Here is a 19,349-nt window from a genome sequence, read left to right as displayed (position 1 = left end):
CCGAAGGCGAATGCCTCCGGGAATTTTTTCGCTTGTTTAAAATTGTATATTTCTAACATGCGTATCATTTGGCTTTCTCTATTACTGCTTGTCGGAATGACTTTTGCCGAAGATAAAAAGAATATTTCGCTAGCCTCAGGCTTTGGCGGATACCTCTTTGGCGACAAAATGGTAAACGCAGGCTTCGATATTGGCGGATGGCTTTATGATTCCTATATCAAGACTGATACTTATTTGTTCTTTTTACGAGCAAAAACGCATTTCAAAAAAGATTATTTCTCTATTTATGCAAACCCCAGCTTTGTTTATGCATTCGATACAGTGATGTTATTAGCGACCGGGCCTGAAATCGGAATGACAGATTCCAAATTCGATTTTGGATGGTCCGCAAGATTTGATTTTTCAATAATAGAATTCGATGTCGCAAAATACTACAAAGCCGATTGGAAAATCAGCCTTTCCATTTTTATCACTAAATCATGGCTGTACTTTACCGCCAAAGAATAATCTCAATGCACCAAGCTCACTTCGCTCTGAGGCAAATGAAGGATGAAAAATGAAGAATGAATTTACCATTTTTCATTTTTAACTTTTAATTTTTAACTTTTAATTTTTAATTTTTAAGTTGTTTGGACGTGGATTATGAACAGCAAATTATTTTCAAATATAAAAGCCGTAACGGCGTGCACTTTCGCCTTCGGGCTTGCAGGATTCAGCATGGCAGCACCTATCAAAACGATTCCGTGGAACGGCCATGTCGGTGCCGTAAGTTTCACCTTTGACGATGCACTTGAAAACCAGGTGCAAAACTTAAAACCAATCCTCGACGAGATGAAGGATATCCATGTCACGTTCTTCTTGACGAACATGGGGAACGGACTCAAGCAGAACGCCGCCGGATTCGCAGCGCTTGCAAGTGCCGGCAACGAAATCGGCAACCACACGGACACGCATGCACATTTGACCGGAGTCGGCAGCAACGAAGAACTGAAAAAAGAAATCGTCACATTCGCGGACAACATCGAAAAATTGCTTGCAGACAACGGCGCCACAATCAACGTGACATCATTGGCAACTCCGTTCTGCGAAAACAACGATCAAGTCAAAAGCGTTATCGACACGCGGCACTTCATCAACCGCGACTGCGGATGGCATGGCCGTAACGAATGGGACACCGAGCCCGACTGGCTGAGTATCAAGGCTAAAATCTGGACCCGCTCCGGCGCAAGCGTCAACGAGCTACTTTCGTCGCTAGACACTGCGGCATTCATCGGAAATTTCGAAGGCGCGAATCCGTGGGACGTTCAAATCAAAGGCGGCACATGGCTTGTCGTCTTGAATCACGGAGTCACCGACGATCAGGGCGATGACTACGCCATCAATCCCGCAGACATCAAAAAGCTGTTCCAGCACGCTATCGAAAACAAGCTCTGGATTGCCCCCTTCGGCACCATCGGCGCCTACTACCGCGCCCACTTCATCGTAGATAAAGCCGAAGCCACCGATACTGACAACGGCTACACCGTCAGCTGGAAAATCCCGAACGAGCACATGCCCAAAAGCATTCCGCTCCGCGTGAACATCGACACGAAAAAAGTCAGCGACAACGCGGTCGTCGAACAAGACGGTCAAAAGCTCACCCCCGAAAGCGACGGCTCCTACATCATCGAGTTCACGTCAAAAAGTCTCACAGTGCGCAAGCCAAACGCAAACGATACGCCAAGCGATACAACGATGCATCCCAAAGACACAACAGTAACACCCCCAACAGATTCAACAGCGGACACCACAACGGTTCTCCCGAAAATTCAGTGGGGCAACATACAAAACAGCTCCGCCTACACAAAGTTCACGCTATTTGACTTGAACGGCAACCGCCTCGGCTCAGTCCGCGATTTCATCGTGCCAGAAAGCTACCCCAAGGGCACATATGTCATCCGCGCCGAAGCCAAAGGCCTGCCCGCCATCACAAAGAAAGTCACAAGATAAATTTTATACTTGAGCCAATACTCAAGTTCAGAGAATGATGAATTTATCCCTTGATGAGCTGATAGCTCCTCGGGATATTCAGACGCCAAGTTCCCATACCGAAAGGCTTGCCGCGCTGGACCTTTTTCAAACGAATTTTAAGAGAAACCGTTTCGTCACGGATAAATGAAATTTTTGACGGAGTCTTGACGCCGTTAAATTCCTTATATTCCTCAATGACCAGTTTTTCATCCTTGCCATCGCGGCCAAGAGTGGCAATCCAAAGAACTTCTCCGTTTCTTTCGGCATAAGTATAATGGCGGGTCAGAGGGTCGCAAGCCTCATGAATTTTTATAACGGAAGAATCTACCCCAAGTGAATCACGTTGAGAGAGTTCTTCCAAATTTTCAGGCAATACCTTCCCATCAAAGAATCCCGCCACCTGATGGATGTGCACCAGCGGAAGCGAAGGATCGTTTAGCAAGCCGACCATGTAGCCCGCCCCCTTCATGTACATTTTTTCAGTCGGGAAAACCATCTGCCAGCCATCTTCAAGCCACAAGAGCGATGCAACACCGATGCCGAGCGAGCCCGTCAATTCCATGCGGTAGCGTTTGTTCGGAACAGAAAACAGCACGGCATCGAGTTCCTGCGACTTTCCATCTTGTCCGTAAATGGTAAGCGTAAATTTTGCCTTCAGGCTATCAGAAGCAGCCCCGACATTCACGTCAACCGCAGTCGATTGTTTTCCCCCCACGCATCCCGTCAAAAAAAGCGACAGCAGAAGGAGTAAAAAAATTCCACGCAAAAAATTGCCGTATTTTAAAACAGCCGCGGCCATAAAAACCTATTTCTTTTTGCCTAAAAATTCCAATGCCGCCGGATGCTTCGGGTTGAGTTTCAACAAAGCCTTATAAGACTTTCTAGCTTCCTTTTTCATTCCAAGAGCAGCCTGAATAGCGCCCATGTGTTCCCAAAACACATCGTCACGGCTCATTTTTTTGTTATCAATCAAAAGCATCGTCTGGTACGCTTCATCGTAGCGACCCATGCGGTACAAGCCCCACGCCTTGGAATCCAGATAGGCGTCTTTCGAGTCACCGTTATTTTCTAAGACAAGGGCATCGAGCACGAACTTGTAACCCTTTTCGACTTCTTCAGGAGAGCGGTTCAAATCGATCAGCGAGTAGCCGTAATAATTCAACGTCGAGGCCATCTCACGCGGAGAAAACCCGGATTGCTTTATCAGATATTCAAAATGGTTAAACGATTCTTCATAATGTTTAAGACGTTCCAAGTTCATCGCCATCGATAGACGCACGCGGTTGTACGTAGAATCCTTGGCAAAAAACTTTTCGAGCATGGCCTCGGCCCTATTACGATTATCAAGAGCGCGGGCCTTCTTTACGGTATCGGCACGCATATCCTTTTCGATATCCAGAGCTTCACCGATAAGCGCTCTCGAATAAATGTCCAAAACTTGCAGATACTTGATTTGCGCTTCGTTTTTCATCTGCACGAGCTTTGCTGAATCCAAAACGCCAGGAAGTGGCTGCCACGTTTCCCAAAACTTCGAGAGCGAATCCAGCAAGGGGTACGCCTTTTCGTACTTATCCGCAAGCGCATACACAGAAGCCAGCAGCATTCGAGTGTCCCCGTTACTCACTGAATCAGATTTCTCAGCGTACTTGATGGCTTCGGTATAATTTTGTTCCGAGAGAAAGATATTCACAAGCCCAAGATATCCGCGATTTGCATACTTCGGCTGGCCTTGCAATTTGCCAACAGACTCCAGCAAATGAACTTTTGCACTGTCACGCATATCCATGTCATATTCATACTGACCGATAAAGCAAAGCACTGCGGGGGTCCGTACGCCATCTTCATAATACTTTTTACGGGCAAAAGCATAAGCGCTATCCCCCGGTATAGACGGGAGCACCATCATCGTCATTTCTTCGTCTTCGGGTTTTGCGCTCGTGAGCGTATCGACGATGGCAATCGCCTCCTTGGAACGTTTCATCGCCATGAGGCCACGCACCTGCTGCAAGAGCATTTGCTTGTCGCCTGTGGCTTCATGCACTTTCCCAAAAAGATCGACAACAGCGGAATCGCGGCCCAAGTTCAACAGCAGCGAAAGCTGGCGTTGGAACAATGTCGATATGTAATTGACCTTCGGTAAAAGCATGTCGTAGATGCGAACAAGTTCTTTTTCGTCACGAACAGCTTCCAGGAACAAGCTGTAATCGTAAAGCAGGCCCATGTCCTGATAACGCGAAGAATCAAGCGCCAAAACAAAATACTTGCGGCAAGAATCCTGCTCTCCCGTCTTTACATATAAACGTGCAAGCAAAGCGAATTGCGCAGCAGTGCGACGCCCCTTTAGAGCAGAAGCTTTTCGAGCCTCAACTAACGCCAAGGAATCTTCGCCCGCGGCAGCTAAACGTTCGGCAACACCGAAGCCCAAATAACGACTCGTCGGGTCGGCCTTGTAAGCCTGTTTCCAGAAGAAATCCGCTTGACGATGGTCACCATGCAATTCCATGTTCTTCGCAAGGAAAAAGAATTCATGAGCGGCTTCCAAATCGACTTCGACCTTGGGCGGTTTTTCTGCGATTTTCTCAATAACCTTATTTATCGCAACAGTGTCAGGAGGCGTCAAAGCGGGAGGTTCGACATCAGGTATATTTTTCGCAGATGTAGAGCTACAGGCGCACAACGCAGCCATACCCAAAGACAGCACCCACGAAAAAAAGACATGACGCATCAAAATCTCCCTAACAAATTTTAGTCAGCAATAATAAAATCTACACGGGCACCCGGCTTCAAATAGTCGCCGTATTTCGGGAACGTTTCGATAACAGAGCCGGGACGAGCACCGTCTTCACTTTTCCTGCGCTTGATGGAACCGACCTTGAACCCTAACTTATCCATTTCCGGATAAATTTCATCCATAAGGATTCCTTCGAAATTGGGGAGCAAAACTCGACCCGTCGTAACGCCAGCCGAAATGACGACCTTCACCGTATCACCCACGCGGACCGTATCGCCCGCCATCGGAATCGTACGAATCACGACACCGCGAGGAATGCTCTGGTGAGCGCCCTTGATGACTTCGCCCTGGACAAGCCCTGCACGGCTAAGCGAAATGTCCGCCTGCTTCTGGCTCTTGCCGCGCAAATCCGGAATGATGACCTTGCGGAGTCCAAGGCTCTTCGTGAGCTTTACCGTACGCCCAATTTTTGCGGTGCGGCCCGCTTTAGGCATCTGCACGAGCACCATGCCAGCCGGCACTTGGGAGCTGTAGCGGCCTTCTTCAACCCATTCGAACTTGAAGCCAGCTTTTGTCAAAGTCGATTCGGCAACCTGTTGCGAAAGTCCTTCGAGGTTCGGCACTTCGCCCGTCTTAGCGAAAGCCCCTGCAAACGCAGGCATCAAAAGCTTATCGACCATAAAGACAAGCACTATTACTACAACAATCCAAATGACGAAAGCCTTGAAAATGGCGGTATTTCTAAGCTTATTCCAAAGCGATTTTATTTTATTCATAACTTTTCTATTGGGGTTTAACCCTTAGTTGCCTTTTCCTGCAGCACATCTTCATCAAAGATGACGATATCCTTGCCGGTCATAGCAATTGCGTTTGTACGCACCAACAGGGAACAAATACGGCTCACCGTTTCACGCGTCGTACCCGACATGTCGGCAAGCTGCTGCTGTGTCGGACGGTTGTGGATAACAGTTACCATATTTCCGTTGTCCGTATGGATGCGAACGCCGCGTTCCTGCATGAGGTTGAGGAGCGTCCCTGCCACGCGGCCAGAAACAGACATCGTCGAAAGCGAGCCAATCTGGCGGTTCGCCTTGCGGAGTCGCTTGCAAAGTTCGCCCATGAGCGCCATTGCAATTTCTGGAGTCTTGCGAAGCAAGCTGAGGAAAGATTCGCGATGAATGACAAGCAGTTTCGCGTCAGTCACCGTACGGACGGAGGCAGACCGGGGTTCGCCGTCAATGAGCGACATCTCCCCGAAAAAGTCTCCGCGTTCAAGGAAAGACAAAATGGTTTCGCGACCGTCGATGCCCGTCATATAGACTTGCACGGAACCCATGGCGATCAAGTACAGAGCCTGCACAGAATCGTCACCTTCCAAAACGACGGTCTCGTCACGATTGAAGTTTTTAACAATTACCAAATTGGCAATCATCCCTAACTGTTCTTCATTGAGCTCCGAGAAGAGCTCAACCCCCTTCAACAAATCGACGGTAGATGCGTCCATTTTATACTCCCCTTTATAGTTTTAGTCCAGATCCACGACGATACTCTGATCGCGCTTGGCACCGATAGAAACCATGCCAATCTTCACGCCGACGAGTTCTGCCATGCGATACAAATACTTCTTTGCGTTTTCCGGAAGTTCATCGAACTTGCGGCACTTGCTCGTGTCGCACTTCCAGCCCGGCATTTCTTCATAGACCGGCGTGCAACGACCGACCTTGGACAGCTGGTTCGGAATGAGATCGAGCTTTTCGCCATCGCACATGTAGTGCGTGCAAATCTTGATGGAGTCGAACGTGTCGAGCACGTCGAGCTTGGTGATGGCGAGGTGAGTGAGGCCGTTTACGACAGTCGCCTTACGGACCACCGGAGCGTCGAACCAGCCACAGCGGCGGTTGCGGCCCGTCGTAGCGCCGAATTCGTTACCGATGTTGCGGAGCTTGTCGCCCGTTTCGTCCAAAAGTTCCGTCGGGAACGGACCGTTACCCACGCGAGTGGTGTAAGCCTTCACGACACCGACAACCTGGTCGAGAACCGTCGGACCAATGCCAGCGCCGCAGCTTGCGTAACCGGCAACCGTGTTGCTCGAAGTCACGAACGGGTACGTGCCCTGGTCAACGTCGAGAATAGTGCCCTGAGCGCCTTCGAACACGAGGCGCTTGCCTTCCTTCACGGCCTTGTAAAGCATTTCGCTCACGTCGGCGACGAACGGCTTGATTTTCTGGCCGAGTTCGAGATAGTCCTTGATGACCACTTCGGGGTCGATTTCAGGAACATCGTACATCACCTTAAATTCTTCGTTGTGGACCTTAGCCATGGCTTCGACACGCGGACGGAGTTCACGTTCGTCCATGAGGTCGCCCACGCGAACGCCAATGCGGTTCACCTTGTCACTGTAGCACGGACCGATACCGCGGCCCGTAGTGCCGATAGCAGCCTTGCCTGCCTTCTTTTCCTTGGCCTTGTCCAAGGTAGAGTGGTACGGGAGCACAACATGCGCATTGTTTGCGATGAACAGACGGCCTTCCGGGTTGATGCCCTTCGTGTGGAGGTCTGCAATTTCGTTCAATGTCTGGATCGGGTCGAGCACGACGCCGTTACCGATGACGCAAATCTTGTCCGGGTGCATAATACCCGAGGGAATCAAGTGGAAGACGAACTTTTTGTCGCCTACTTCCACGGTATGGCCGGCATTAGCGCCGCCCTGAAAACGCACGATATAGTCTGCATCGAGCGTTAAGAAATCTACAACCTTGGCTTTTCCTTCGTCGCCCCACTGGGAGCCGATTACAACACGATTTGCCATAATTCCTTCGTTTTAATTCTTTGACAACCGAAACGGTTTCCCCGAGGTATTTCCTTGAGGTCCTTTTTCGCCTTAAAGATATAAAAAAAGTGGTTAGTGGTTAGTGGTTAGTGGTTAGGATATAAGCCTTAAAAAAGGTTTTTTTTCACTTTCGACCTGCATGACGTACTTTCCAAGATTCAAAAACGAGCCTCTAGCGATGAGCCGCAAATTTTTTATTTTTGAAGCATGGCTGTGGATATTAAATCGCTCATCAAGAAACTTTCTCCGCTCATTGAAGAAGACTCGGACGTTTTTCGTGAACTCGAAACATTTTTCAGCGGCAATGCCAAAATCAGCATGCACCGCGACGACTTATCGACGTTTCTTCAGGACAACAGAACGTTCCAAGTTGTACGCGTGAGCGGCAAGAGCTACAAGGATTGCGTCTATGAGTTCGTCGATAACTATCCTGAAATGATGGACGCTATCGGCATGTTGCGTTACTACAAGGCACCAACAAGCAATATCAAATGGGAAGAAGTCGAAGCGGCTGAAATCGCCATGGGAGACGAGCTCACCATGAACGCCTACGGCTGGGCTCCAGACGCATGGACCGTCATAGAATCCACCGCCTTGGACGAAGCCACCGCTCCCGAAGACAAAAAAGGCGACTACAGCTTAGTAGCGATTGTCGCTTTGGATTCGTTACTGTAAGAAGTGGTTAGTAAACAGTGGTTAGGAAGAAGCTTGCGGTAAAAAGGAAGCAAAGCGTCATGCTGAATGGCGAACTGCCGCGAAGCATCCAGTAAAGTCTTGTATCGCAAACGCCGCACCGACTTTCAACGATTGGCCAAAAACTATTGACCAATGACTATTGACTAATGACCAAGCAATTTTGTTCCGAAGCCTTGGATTTTGATGACGGTGGGGTACGCGGGGAGTTGCATGTTGTTTTGCAGCGTTCCGCGACGGAGTTCGTGACCGTTGACATCAAACAGCATAAACTCGCGGCCAAGCAATTTTGGGGAAACTGAGAGCTGTTGATTTTGCACGCAGATTGATTCCAGCTTGTATTTGGCCGGAGCGATGCTTGAAACGGCGGCATTGCGAGCGTTGACGATTTTCATTGCGTAATCATAAAACTCAAAGACAGGGCCGCCTCCATCCACAGGACCCAATATAGTCCTAAGGGAATAATCATAAATAATATGTTTAGAGTATTTTCTATCACTTTGTAAATATTCTTCAATTTCAGGAATCAGCACAGACTCGATTTCAGCAATTACAGCATTATATGTAGAATCATCGTCTATTCCCTTAGCACATTTTCTATAACGATTTAACTGATTTTCAAAAACTTCTCTCCATGAATGCGTTGCTCCCGTAAGAACATAAAATTCAACAGTAACTCCTTCGTATGGCCAGCCGTACAAAATATTAGAATCAAGTTCTGTCGGACATACAATTCCATTCTCCCCCCAACAACCAAAGCCACCACATTTTTCATCCCAATTATAAAAATCAAATAATGTTTCTGGCATTTCTTCTACACGAACAGCCATTTCCATTTTAATTTCCGCCCATACAAACGAGGCCAACGCAAGCAATAGAATAAACAACTTTTTCATTTTTGACCTCCTATCCAAGCTAAGCGTTTGACGAATTTCCACATACAACAATTTACTTAAAACAGATTCCGGCACGGAGGCCGGAATGACAATCAGAGCTCAATGCTGTATAAATCTGAACAGCGTGATTCCGGGGATTTTGCGGGTTTCGAGGTATTCGGCAAGGGGGACTTCTACGACTTGTTTCTTTTGCGAAGAAGCGTGACGCAGCAACGGCTTTTTGCCCGGATAAAACACAACAAAACCCGTATGCGTCGCATCAATGCGGTCGGATGTTCCGAGGAATGCCACACCGAGAACTTTCATCGTTCCTTTGTACGTTTTTTTGGCCATGTCGATAGCTTTATCCAAAGGCATGTAGCGAATTTTGAGAGGCTTTTCCTTGCCCGTATATACCAGGTTGTGATCCTTGAAGAAATCCTTCTTGGGCATCGTGCGCATCATCGAAGCTTCGCCCTTCATCGGAACAATCTTGGCGTATTTCCCTTCACCAACCCAATCATCTAACAGATAATGCTTACGCGTCAAGAAACTCACCTTGCCGCCCTTGTAACGGAGGCGCTGGAGCTGTTTAAACAAAGACTTTTCGCTTTTTGCCATCGCAAGAGCCACGACATGTTCCAAATACGTCACGCAATCGACGGAGTCCAGATAAACTAGCGGTTTATCGTCAACAGGATCCATATGGCCTTCGCCCATGGGGCCAAGCTTGTACGGGCGACCTAAAAGCAACTTCGAGAAATAATCCAAGCGTTTGTTCAGCCCGTTCACGCCTTGGGCTTCAAGCCACATCGTTTTCATTTCCATCAGCGATTGGTAACTGTTGTTCGAATAGCTGATAATTCTCATCCAAAGCGTATCGAGAATATCCTTGTTCTTGATGTCAGGGCTCTCGTTTGTTCCGTTCAAGTACATGGAAACGGCGAGCGTATCGTTGTCAATCGTATAGATGTAACCCACCAAGCCATAGACTTCGGCTATGTAGCCGGTCTTGAATTTCGTGAGCCAAGGCGTTTCCAAGGCCTGCATGCGCTTGGCGCCAGACCCGACTCCCGGACTTGCAAAGCTGTTGATGTAATATTCGCTGTTCGGGTGGCGAGCCATTTTCGAAAGTAATTTCGCCACCGTAGAGGGTTTCACTCTGTTATCAGGAGAAAGTCCGCTTCCGTCATACACTTCATAATCTGCTGGATCAAGCCCCATTTCTTTAAGGAACTTGCGTTCTGCCTTGCGGCCCCCTTCGACACTGCCCGAACCGCTCACTTGCGCCCCGAGATTCCTGAGCAACGTTTCGGCATGAAAATTCTGGCTCCGCTGATTGATTTCGTCAAGCATGCTCAAAAGCGGCGCCGACGAAAACGAGAACTTTTTCAATTCCGCATTCGAGCCTTTAGACAAATTTTCCTTGAAAACAACACCGCGATTCTGGAGAGCATGCATGAAAGCCGCCCTGAAATACCCCACCGGGTTGCGAATCGGGAGCACCAAACTTGCAGAATCAATGCCCACGCCTATCGTTCCGCCAAGCGTTATCACTGACTTATCAGGGTCAATACCATAGACCCAATTTTTTCTTTTACCTTTGGTTGTTTTTAAGTTGTTTATAACCTTGACATAGCCAACATCTGGGTAAAGTGCGACATCAGCATCATCGCCAATTTCAATTCCTGGCCAAAAGCGAACCGTCACGCAGTTGTCGTTAAAACCTAACGGAGCAATTTCAGCACCATACCAGGAATCGTAAAAATTACGGCGCCAGTTTTCGGCCTTCCACGGTCCCGTATAATAGCTCGTATCCAAATCTATACGCCCGACAATCGTGTCGATGCCCATCGCACGGATGGAATCCACCATGACGTTCAGCATGTAGAACGGGTCGTCGTAATACCTCGCCGAAATATTCGGGTCGCCTTCGCCGCGGATTTTCACAGTTCCCGTGAGCGTGTTGTAATCGATATCGCCAAGCACCGTGATTTCTGTTTTCGGTTCGTAATTGAGCGGCAAATAATGGATTGCGGCAGCCGTCGTGAGCGTCTTGAGCGTACTTGCCGGCGTGAACATTTCATCACCGCGTACGTTCCCGATTTCCTTGCCTTGCTTTACAGAACGGAGGGCCATACCAAAACGAACCCCCGGAATGAGCGAATCTGCATAATTCTTGAACGAAGCTACATCCACATGCGCAAACAAAGGAACCACAAGAAACGGCAGCAGCCGAGACGTAATTTTAAACAACTTATTCATTGGCGAGATTTACTTTTTCCTTTTTCTTGCAAAGCCGAAAATGACGAAGATACAGATAACCAAAAATCCCGCACCAGCAACAATCAAAAGCTTCGAAGAAAAACCAAATTCATCGACTGAGGCAAGTTCATCACGGCTAACGAATTCTGTAGAATTTCTAGGATAAATTACTTTATACTTATTCATGAAAAATTGTTGAATCCAAGGTAGCAGTTCCGCTTCTTCTAAATTTTCTGAATGGTTCAAGACACCGTTAATTTTTTCATTGGCGTTATAGACTAATTCTGCAAGATACTCACTACGTTGTTTCAAATCTCCCGTCTTCGCAAGCGAAGTCCCTATGCCATTGGACAATTCAATGAGGATATTTTCCACCTCGCCCCACTTGGGAATGTTCGGGAAACTGCGGCAATATTCCAACCCCGCCACAAGCTTGGAATAACGCGAATCGCGGTTCCAGATATGCAGAATGCTCCTATCCGCAGGCAAAAAACCAACTTGACGCGAATAGGCGTCAATGTTATCGGCACGGAGCATATAAACTAGCAATTGTTCCGCCAGTGCATTCTTTGAGCGGTCTTTCTTTTGGCCTAAAGCCAAATGGCTCCCGCCCATAAACGAGAACTTGCCCGACGGTCCAGAAACCATGTTCATCACCTTGATGCCGTCTTTTGCAATAGAGAAATCGGCAAGGCCGCCAGCGCTTTCCGGGTAATCGAGTTGCTTGATCAGTTCCGAAGTACCGTAAAGCAGCACGCGTTCCGAACGGACGAACCCCTTAGCATTTTCAGCGGAGTTTTCAGACAAGCTATAAGGCGCCATTTGCGAATCACCCATGATTTCGGCATAAAGCGCAAGGCCCACAAGCGTATTCGAATCCAAAAGTGCACTGCGGTAGCCCTTGCCCGACGGAACAACGAAATCGCCGCCATGACTCCAGACTAGAGGCGCCATGCACTGCTGGCCAGCCCAGTCGTCTTTTCCGGGGAAGGCAAAAGGAGTAATCTTGGTATCGCCATCATTTTTCAAATCCGCTTTTGCAATCGTCTTCAAGACACCGATAAATTGCGGATAAGTTTCAATGTCCGCTTCATCGAACCCGAGTTCATGCCATAGCCGCTCGTTCACAAAAAATCCGCGAACGTCGATAAACCACGGAACTGAATACGTCTCTGGCCGCCCAGCGATATGCGAACTGCGAAATCCCTCGCCCAAAAAACGGGCCGAATCAATCTTGGTCATCAAAAAATCAATCGGACGGATAACGCCTTCCGCCGCGAAATGCGGAACCCACGTCGATCCGAGCTGAATCACGTCGGGAGCAAGTTCGTTCGAATCCGCAAACGTCCTCGTAATCCTGTTGAACGCCTCGCCCCAGCTAAGAGCTGTCACCTTTACCGGAATTCGCGTTTCGCGATAAAACTTCTTCACGAGGCGGTTCATCGCAATTTTCGAGCCCAACCCATTATCCATCACCCAAATCGAAAGCGTATCGGACGCCACTCCAGAATTAGCTTTTTCCGCCGCAACAGACGTGACAGAAAAGCCTAGAACAAGGCTCATAAGAAATGCGATGTTCTTCAAGGCTTTAATCATTGGGCAAGTCTTCCGAAGTCTTCAAAGAAATGAGGATAAGTCTTATTCACGCACGCAGGGTCGAGAATCTTCATGGGCACGCCGCCGAGCGACACAAGGCTAAAGCACATCGCCATGCGGTGGTCGTTGTACGTCTCGATCGTCGCCGGTTGCAGTTGCTCCGGCGGTTCAATCGTGATTTGATCCATATCGGCCACCACGCGGGCGCCCACCTTTTGCAGTTCCGCAGAAATCGCGGCAATGCGATCAGTTTCCTTCACTCGCCAGCTGCCAATGCCTCGAATCGTGGTCGTTCCTTTCGCAAAGAGAGCAAGCACAGAAACGGTCATCGCCGCATCCGGGATGTCGTTCAAGTTCATGTCAAGCCCGGTGAGTTCGCAATCGCGACCGTCGCATTCAATCCAGTCCGGCCCTATCGTCACCTTCGCACCCATTTTTTCGAGGACCTTTGCAAAGCCGACATCGCCCTGACGGCTGTTGCTGCCGACACCGAGCACGCGCACCTTGCCCTTTGCAATCGCAGCCGCCGCCAGCGGATAGCTCGCGGAACTTGCGTCGCCTTCGACAAAGAACTTTCCGGGAGACTTGTAGCGGTCATGCGGCACGTAAAAATCGACGAGATCGTCATGACGCACATCCACACCAAAACGTTTCATAACGTCGAGCGTAAGCTCGATATACGGAGCCGAAATGAGTTCGCCATCCACATGAATATGTAGCGGAGTCTTGCAATACGGGGCACAAATCAAAAGCGCCGTCAAATACTGGCTCGAAATGTTCCCGCGAACACTCACATAGCCGCCGTTAAGCCCGTCGGCCTTGATGCGGACAGGAGGATAGCCTTCGGATTCTAGATACTTGATGTCCGCACCAAGCGTACGGAGAGCATCGACAAGATCTTGAATCGGACGTTCGCTCATGCGCTCTTCGCCACGCAAAATGAACTTGCCCCAACCAAGCGTCAGAGCCGCCGTCAAGGAACGCATCGCCGTGCCCGCATTGCCCAAGAACAGCTCGATAGACGGACTCGGGCCGTCAAACACGCCCGCATGCCCTTCGACAACGGCATTGGTATAATCGTCCGTAAATTCAATTTTCGACCCCAGGCGCTGCAAAGCCTCACCCATATAGCGAGTGTCATCGCTCTTGAGCAAATTGTTGAGTGTGGTCGTCCCTTCGGCAAGCGCAGAGATCAAGAGCACGCGATTCGTGATGCTCTTGGACCCCGGAAGACAAAGAGAACCTTCAAAAGAATGATAGGCAGGGAGCTGGATAAAACTAGGGCGAAATTGAAACTCGTTCATACAAGAAAATTTATACATTTTTGTTAAAGCAGTTTTATTTAAATGTGACTAAAGCCACTGAAAAACGCAATAAACCACGTGAGGACAACATGGAACCGGAAGTAACCACAAAAAATTTTGAAGTACGTTTCTCGGACTGCGACCACCACAGCCGACTCAAACTTTCAAATCTCTTCCTGTTCATGGAAGAAACCGCCATTGCCGATGCCGAACAAAACGGATTCGGTCTCTGGAAAATGATGAAGGCGGGCTACACCACGGTCATCACACGCTTGAAGATTCGCCTGTTGCACCACCCGGTCTGGGGCGAGAAACTTTCTATCTCGACGTGGGCGAAGGACATCTTTATGGACAAAGTTTGTTTTAAAGACTACTCCATCCTCGATGCCCAGGGGCACTCCATCGCGCAAGCGACGTCTTCGTGGCTTTTAGTAAACTTGAAAACCGGCAAGGCCGAAAATTTGGAAAACTCGCCGTACCCGATTCCCTTGATTCCAGGCAAAAACGCGCTCCCCGAGATGATGGACATTTTGGACCCGCAAATCGAGCCAAGGGTCGTAAGCACGGAAATCGCCAAGTACAGTGACCTCGACATGAACAACCACGTGAACCATTGCCGCTACGTCGATTGGGTGATGGACTCGCTGGACGCAGTCGAGCTCAAGACGAGGCGCATCCGTTCGATACAGATAAACTACATTTCTCAAATTCCGCTGGGCGGCAAGGTGAACATCGTGCGTTTCAAGAACACGAACCACCACGCCTATTTCTTCGGGATGAACGCCGACGACATGACGCAATGCCATTTCCAGGCGAGAATCGGATTCGCGGATTAGGAGTTAGTCGGAAGTAGGCGGTAGGAAGTTGGAAGAAAACGCAATACAAAAGTCATTCTCGACCCTGGAGAGCTTTGCTCGAAAGGGGAGGGAATCTAGGGCATATTTTTTACGGCGTCAATTTCCTTTGAGCCGGAGCTTTGGTTGTTTATTTTGAATGACAATGTTTGAAGATTTGTTTACAGTAGCAGTACCATTTATTCTGAACAAAGTTTCATTCAAAGCATTTTTTTCATTTAGCCCTCGATTTATCGGCAACATAGAAGATCCACCTCCTTGAGGACACCCACTAGAACCCGCCAAACCGGGATTAGGTAGTGAATCAAAAAGAAAAGAGCCATCATTTCGATAAAAACAGGCCGTTTCAAAGTAACAAATGGCATTGCTTAATCCACAGAGAACTACTAACGAATCTTCTTTTTGATACAAAATGTAATCATTTCCAATAAAATACTTTTCTGGAGACCATACAAGTGAATCTTTCTTTACTACTATATCCTTACGATGATCCGGAGTAGAACGCAAAAAGTATTGTTCATAAGTCGAATCAAATTCCAATTTTGTAAACTTTTCTAACGTAAGTGAATTTCCCTTTTTAAGTTCTAATTGCAACGAATCCATATTGGTTTGGTCTGTAAGAACCCATATATTTTCTTTTTTGCCGCTATCCAATTTTTTTCCAATAGCAAGACCCAGATAATCTCTAGAAATACAACAAGGACCATCCCAACCATGCTCCACATGCAAGTACATTCCACCTGTGGTATCCCGCCATCCAATTGCATACCTTCCTTCGCCATCCACTGTTGCTACATCATAAGTTCCTTCCCGCAGCAAAGCGACAGCAAACGATTTATTATCGTCAGCCAATGCTGAACTTACAAAAGCTAAAAACACCATAAACAGAATACCATGGAAACGATTCATCTTTACACTCCCTTCTTGTATGGTGAAAAATATCTTTTTTACAAAATAATAAAAATTTCCGTTATTCGGTCATATTTCGCAAAATTTTTTCTTCAACTTCAAATGCGCTTGGCTTGTCTTCGGGAGTCAATCGCGGGCCGGTACCGTAAAGGTGGCGCATCATTTCGAACAGCGTATATTCGCGGTCAAAATAGCCGATGTCGGGATTCGGGCAAATCGTGACCGGTTCACGGATCCGTGCTGGTTGCGAACCGCGTGCGACGGCAACGCATTCCGGCTGGTAATGGAGCGAGGGATTTTTTTCGCGGATTTCTTCGCGGCCCGCGTTCCCGAGGAAACGGCAGATGCACTCACGAGAAAGAGTTTCACAACGAAGCACATTGTACTTTTCGCGAATCGCAGTAACCGCCTCTTGGATTCTATCGGTCGCTACGCTCCCTCCAGAATGACAGGTTGTTTGTGTCATCCTGGAGCCGAAGGCGATTGGATCCAATGCTGAATGACAAACAGCGCGAAGTTCTTCTTTTTCCAATGCTTCGATTTCGGCCAGGCGGTGCATCACGTATTCGCGGGAAGCCATACACACGGGATGGTCAAATCCGAATATTTGCCTACAAAGGTAATGTTGACGGCACGGAAATCCCGGCTTCAATTCAGGATCATTTGACTTTTCGCTTTGCGGTTTAAAATACTCTTGAACTTTTTTGCGACAAAGTTCTGCCGCGGTGGATGTTCGCAAGTTCACGAACGGGAATCCAAGCGGGGACGCATGGCTTATATAAACGTCATTCGGAGTCGCAGAGGCTAGCAAATGCCGAGTTTCTTTATCGACGCTTGTCGCCTGCGGAACAAGCAAGAAAGGCGTTCCGACGCCGACGCCATCAATCCCAAGCGACATGATTTTTTCGATGTCTTCGGGCGAGCAAAGTCCGCCTTGAGCAGTAATCCGCGCAGGAGACGAGGGTGGAACAATTTCACGAACGCAAACATTCGCCGAAATCGGCGCGCTTGTCATTTTTGACGCACTTGTCGCCATTCCTCGTGCATTAACATCCGCCACAGACTGTGCGAACTTCGCAATCATTCCGCGAGTCGTTTCAAAAAGTTCATTCTTTTTTTCGACAAATTCACGCACGACATCCAGCAGCAACTTTTTCGATTCAAAGAACGCATGACCGCCGCAGTTCACGCCGGATTCAATGCGGTATTCATAGACTTCTAAGCCTTTTTTCGCCAAGTAACGCCCTTGAATGAGCGCCGAACGATAATCCGAAACTTTCAGAATAATCTTCTTTGACGGAGCCTTATCGCGAGTTCTATAAAAATCCTTGCACTTCGCAATTTCTTCAAATACAGCCAAATTTACGCCCGCGCTCAGTACAAGCGAGCCCTTCACTTTTGAAGCCGCAAATCCGCGAACCGCATCAAAAGCGGCTTCTTCATGATTCAAGCCGACCATGATGTTCGCCTGGATTTCGCCCGGTTCCATTTTTTCGGTGAGAGCCGCTTCGGCAGCAATACGCGCAAGTCCCGTCTTTGCAAAAATGCCATCGTATTCCACGCGGAGCCGCGAATCCAACGGCAACATCAAAAAATAGCGGTCCTTGTCGCTCCCACCATCAAAGCGTTCCGCACAAAGTCTCTCGAATTTACGTTCCACCTCGTCTGCGACAAAATCCAAATACGAGCGTATGCGGCCAATCCGGGTCGTCTGCGGAGAACCAAAATCAAGCCCCAAGCGTTCTGCATAAGCCATGCGGTATTCTTCGAGGAGCCCGTCATCGACAAGCGAAATCACGGACGTGATGCCAAAATGAGCCACGCGAATCGGCGTGTCAGCCGTGTAGCAAATTCCCATGACAGGGATGTGAATTTTGTGCACCATGATTCTTGAAGCTCTTCGAACGAATAAAACGATTTTGCGGACAATATATAAAAAAGTGATTAGTGGTTAGTGATTAGTGGTTAGTAAATAGTAAGAAGAACGTTTAGCTATGCAATGGGAATCGTATCTGCGATTAGTTCCGTGTAAGCCGGCCCCGGAATGGTTCGACAGGCTCACCAACCTTAATCCGGGGTGACAGTGTTATGGGAATCGTATCTGTGATTAGTTCCGTGTAAGGGGATCCCCGATCAAGTCGGGGATGACAATACGAAAGTGCTGGGGACGGCAACGCGAAGGCGTCGCAAATGACAATTGCATGGACCCTATCGCGTTGCTCTAGTATGACAGCGTTTGTCAAAATGGCGGATCAGGTCCCCGCCATGACGAGGCATCCCTTCGGCATCATCGGCAGCAAGCCCATACCTCATAACCCCATAGCCCAAAGCGACCGAAGGGAGCGCGCCCATACCTCACAACCTCATTCCCCGACTACGCCCATGCTGGGGTAAAGTTCAAAGCGGATGGAGCCCTGCAAATCCGTGCGGTACAATTTCGTCGAATCGCCAAGTACAAGATTCAGCTTGCGGACAACAGATTTCACCGGATGCCCATAATCATTCCCGACACCGACGCTCACAAACGCATACTTCGGCGACACTTGCGACAAGAACTTGAGCGTACTGCTCCCCGCCGATCCGTGATGGCCCACTTGCAAGAGCTCCGCCGAAAGCGTCGGGTTCATCTCTAGCAACCGTTTTTCACCTAGAGAATCTAAATCCCCTGTCAACATCGCCCTTGCGGCTCCGTAGCGAACGAGCAGCACAACGCTAGCTCCATTCCCCTCGGCATGCACATACTTCGTCGGCCACAGCACGTCAAAGCGTGGGCTGTCCTCGCCTGCAATAACACTCCCCGTGCCCGCAGAAGACATATTAACCCCTACCCCAAACCTTACAGTCTCGCCTCGCAAAAGCGTATCCACCGGAATTTTAAGCCGACGTGCCACCCGAAAAACGCTATCGCAAAAGAAATTGCACGATTCATCCGGCCCCACATACAGCTGCCGCACGAAAACGCCCCGCCCCACAAGCTCCATGAACCCGCCGATATGGTCCCGATGGAAATGGCTCAGCACCACCCAATCGAGCGTATCCACCCCACGCCGCACAAGCGAATCCACCACGCCCACCGAATCCGGCCCGAAATCGTACATGGCATAGCGTCCGTTCCATTCCAAGAGCACCGCAAGCCCCTGCCCCACGTCAATCGCCGAAAGACGCATAGGAGACTCGCCCTCCAACGACGAATTCACGTACATGCAGCCGCCGAGAATCGCCGATACAGCCACAACTAAAGCCCAAAAAAGTTTCATAACAGCTCCTTTTTACCGTTCTTAC

At 48.8% G+C, this 19,349-nt stretch carries 16 protein-coding genes; 4 read left to right on the top strand and 12 right to left on the bottom strand.

Going from position 1 to position 19,349, the window contains the following annotated elements:
- Nucleotides 1-57 precede the first annotated feature (57 nt).
- Together IKG78_RS06530 and IKG78_RS06525 are read left to right on the top strand one after the other, a co-directional pair.
- A complete protein-coding gene (locus IKG78_RS06530; RefSeq protein ID WP_290941223.1) occupies nt 58-507 on the top strand; it encodes a hypothetical protein in 450 nt (149 codons plus the stop codon).
- A gap of 135 nt (nt 508-642) precedes the next feature.
- Nucleotides 643-1,989 carry a polysaccharide deacetylase family protein gene (locus tag IKG78_RS06525; protein WP_290941220.1) on the top strand — a complete coding sequence of 449 codons (1,347 nt, stop codon included), beginning with the start codon at nt 643-645 and terminating at the stop codon, nt 1,987-1,989.
- Between the two features lie 43 nt (nt 1,990-2,032).
- Here the strand turns inward: IKG78_RS06525 and IKG78_RS06520 are convergent, their stop codons facing one another.
- The 5 genes from IKG78_RS06520 to IKG78_RS06500 all read right to left on the bottom strand — a co-directional run bounded on the left by IKG78_RS06520 (nt 2,033) and on the right by IKG78_RS06500 (nt 7,550).
- Entirely contained in the window at nt 2,033-2,725 is a 693-nt protein-coding gene (locus IKG78_RS06520) for a hypothetical protein (protein WP_290941217.1), read from the bottom strand.
- A gap of 90 nt (nt 2,726-2,815) precedes the next feature.
- Entirely contained in the window at nt 2,816-4,735 is a 1,920-nt protein-coding gene (locus tag IKG78_RS06515; protein WP_290941214.1) for a hypothetical protein, read from the bottom strand.
- Between the two features lie 20 nt (nt 4,736-4,755).
- On the bottom strand, nt 4,756-5,517 hold the full coding sequence (locus IKG78_RS06510; protein ID WP_290941210.1) for a PASTA domain-containing protein: 762 nt from the start codon (nt 5,515-5,517) through the stop codon (nt 4,756-4,758).
- Between the two features lie 17 nt (nt 5,518-5,534).
- The gene (locus IKG78_RS06505) at nt 5,535-6,245 is read right to left on the bottom strand and encodes a Crp/Fnr family transcriptional regulator (protein ID WP_290941207.1); all 711 of its coding nucleotides are present in this window, start codon (nt 6,243-6,245) and stop codon (nt 5,535-5,537) included.
- A 21-nt stretch (nt 6,246-6,266) separates the two neighbouring features.
- Entirely contained in the window at nt 6,267-7,550 is a 1,284-nt protein-coding gene (locus IKG78_RS06500) for an adenylosuccinate synthase (RefSeq protein WP_290941204.1), read from the bottom strand.
- Between the two features lie 228 nt (nt 7,551-7,778).
- Here IKG78_RS06500 and IKG78_RS06495 point away from each other — a divergent pair, with 228 nt between their 5' ends.
- Nucleotides 7,779-8,246 carry a hypothetical protein gene (locus tag IKG78_RS06495; RefSeq protein WP_290941200.1) on the top strand — a complete coding sequence of 156 codons (468 nt, stop codon included), beginning with the start codon at nt 7,779-7,781 and terminating at the stop codon, nt 8,244-8,246.
- 164 nt (nt 8,247-8,410) lie between these two features.
- On the opposite strand, the gene IKG78_RS06490 is transcribed toward IKG78_RS06495, so the two are convergent.
- From IKG78_RS06490 to aroA, 4 genes are all read right to left on the bottom strand, one after another.
- Complete coding sequence (locus IKG78_RS06490) at nt 8,411-9,160, bottom strand: hypothetical protein (protein WP_290941196.1); 750 nt, start codon at nt 9,158-9,160, stop codon at nt 8,411-8,413.
- Nucleotides 9,161-9,259: 99 nt separating this feature from the next.
- Nucleotides 9,260-11,404 carry a D-alanyl-D-alanine carboxypeptidase/D-alanyl-D-alanine-endopeptidase gene (dacB, locus tag IKG78_RS06485; protein WP_290941192.1) on the bottom strand — a complete coding sequence of 715 codons (2,145 nt, stop codon included), beginning with the start codon at nt 11,402-11,404 and terminating at the stop codon, nt 9,260-9,262.
- Between the two features lie 9 nt (nt 11,405-11,413).
- Nucleotides 11,414-13,000 (bottom strand): extracellular solute-binding protein, encoded by a 1,587-nt coding sequence (locus IKG78_RS06480; RefSeq protein ID WP_290941187.1) that lies wholly within the window; start codon nt 12,998-13,000, stop codon nt 11,414-11,416.
- A complete protein-coding gene (gene aroA / locus IKG78_RS06475) occupies nt 12,997-14,304 on the bottom strand; it encodes a 3-phosphoshikimate 1-carboxyvinyltransferase (RefSeq protein ID WP_290941184.1) in 1,308 nt (435 codons plus the stop codon). Before aroA ends, IKG78_RS06480 begins: the two co-directional genes overlap by 4 nt.
- An 89-nt stretch (nt 14,305-14,393) precedes the next feature.
- Here aroA and IKG78_RS06470 point away from each other — a divergent pair, with 89 nt between their 5' ends.
- Entirely contained in the window at nt 14,394-15,140 is a 747-nt protein-coding gene (locus tag IKG78_RS06470) for an acyl-ACP thioesterase domain-containing protein (RefSeq protein ID WP_290941179.1), read from the top strand.
- Between the two features lie 117 nt (nt 15,141-15,257).
- Here IKG78_RS06470 and IKG78_RS06465 read toward each other — a convergent pair whose 3' ends face one another.
- The 3 genes from IKG78_RS06465 to IKG78_RS06455 form a co-directional block, all read right to left on the bottom strand.
- Nucleotides 15,258-16,067: a hypothetical protein gene (locus IKG78_RS06465; RefSeq protein ID WP_290941177.1), complete on the bottom strand. Its 810-nt coding sequence runs from the start codon at nt 16,065-16,067 to the stop codon at nt 15,258-15,260.
- Between the two features lie 61 nt (nt 16,068-16,128).
- On the bottom strand, nt 16,129-17,952 hold the full coding sequence (locus tag IKG78_RS06460; protein WP_290941174.1) for a hypothetical protein: 1,824 nt from the start codon (nt 17,950-17,952) through the stop codon (nt 16,129-16,131).
- Nucleotides 17,953-18,430: 478 nt separating this feature from the next.
- Entirely contained in the window at nt 18,431-19,324 is an 894-nt protein-coding gene (locus IKG78_RS06455) for an MBL fold metallo-hydrolase (RefSeq protein ID WP_290941169.1), read from the bottom strand.
- Nucleotides 19,325-19,349: the final 25 nt, after the last annotated feature.

This window comes from Fibrobacter sp. (genome assembly GCF_017545445.1).
Lineage (GTDB): Bacteria > Fibrobacterota > Fibrobacteria > Fibrobacterales > Fibrobacteraceae > Fibrobacter.
The sequence above is the reverse complement of the archived record's forward strand: the minus strand, read 5'-3'. Positions and strand labels throughout refer to the sequence as shown.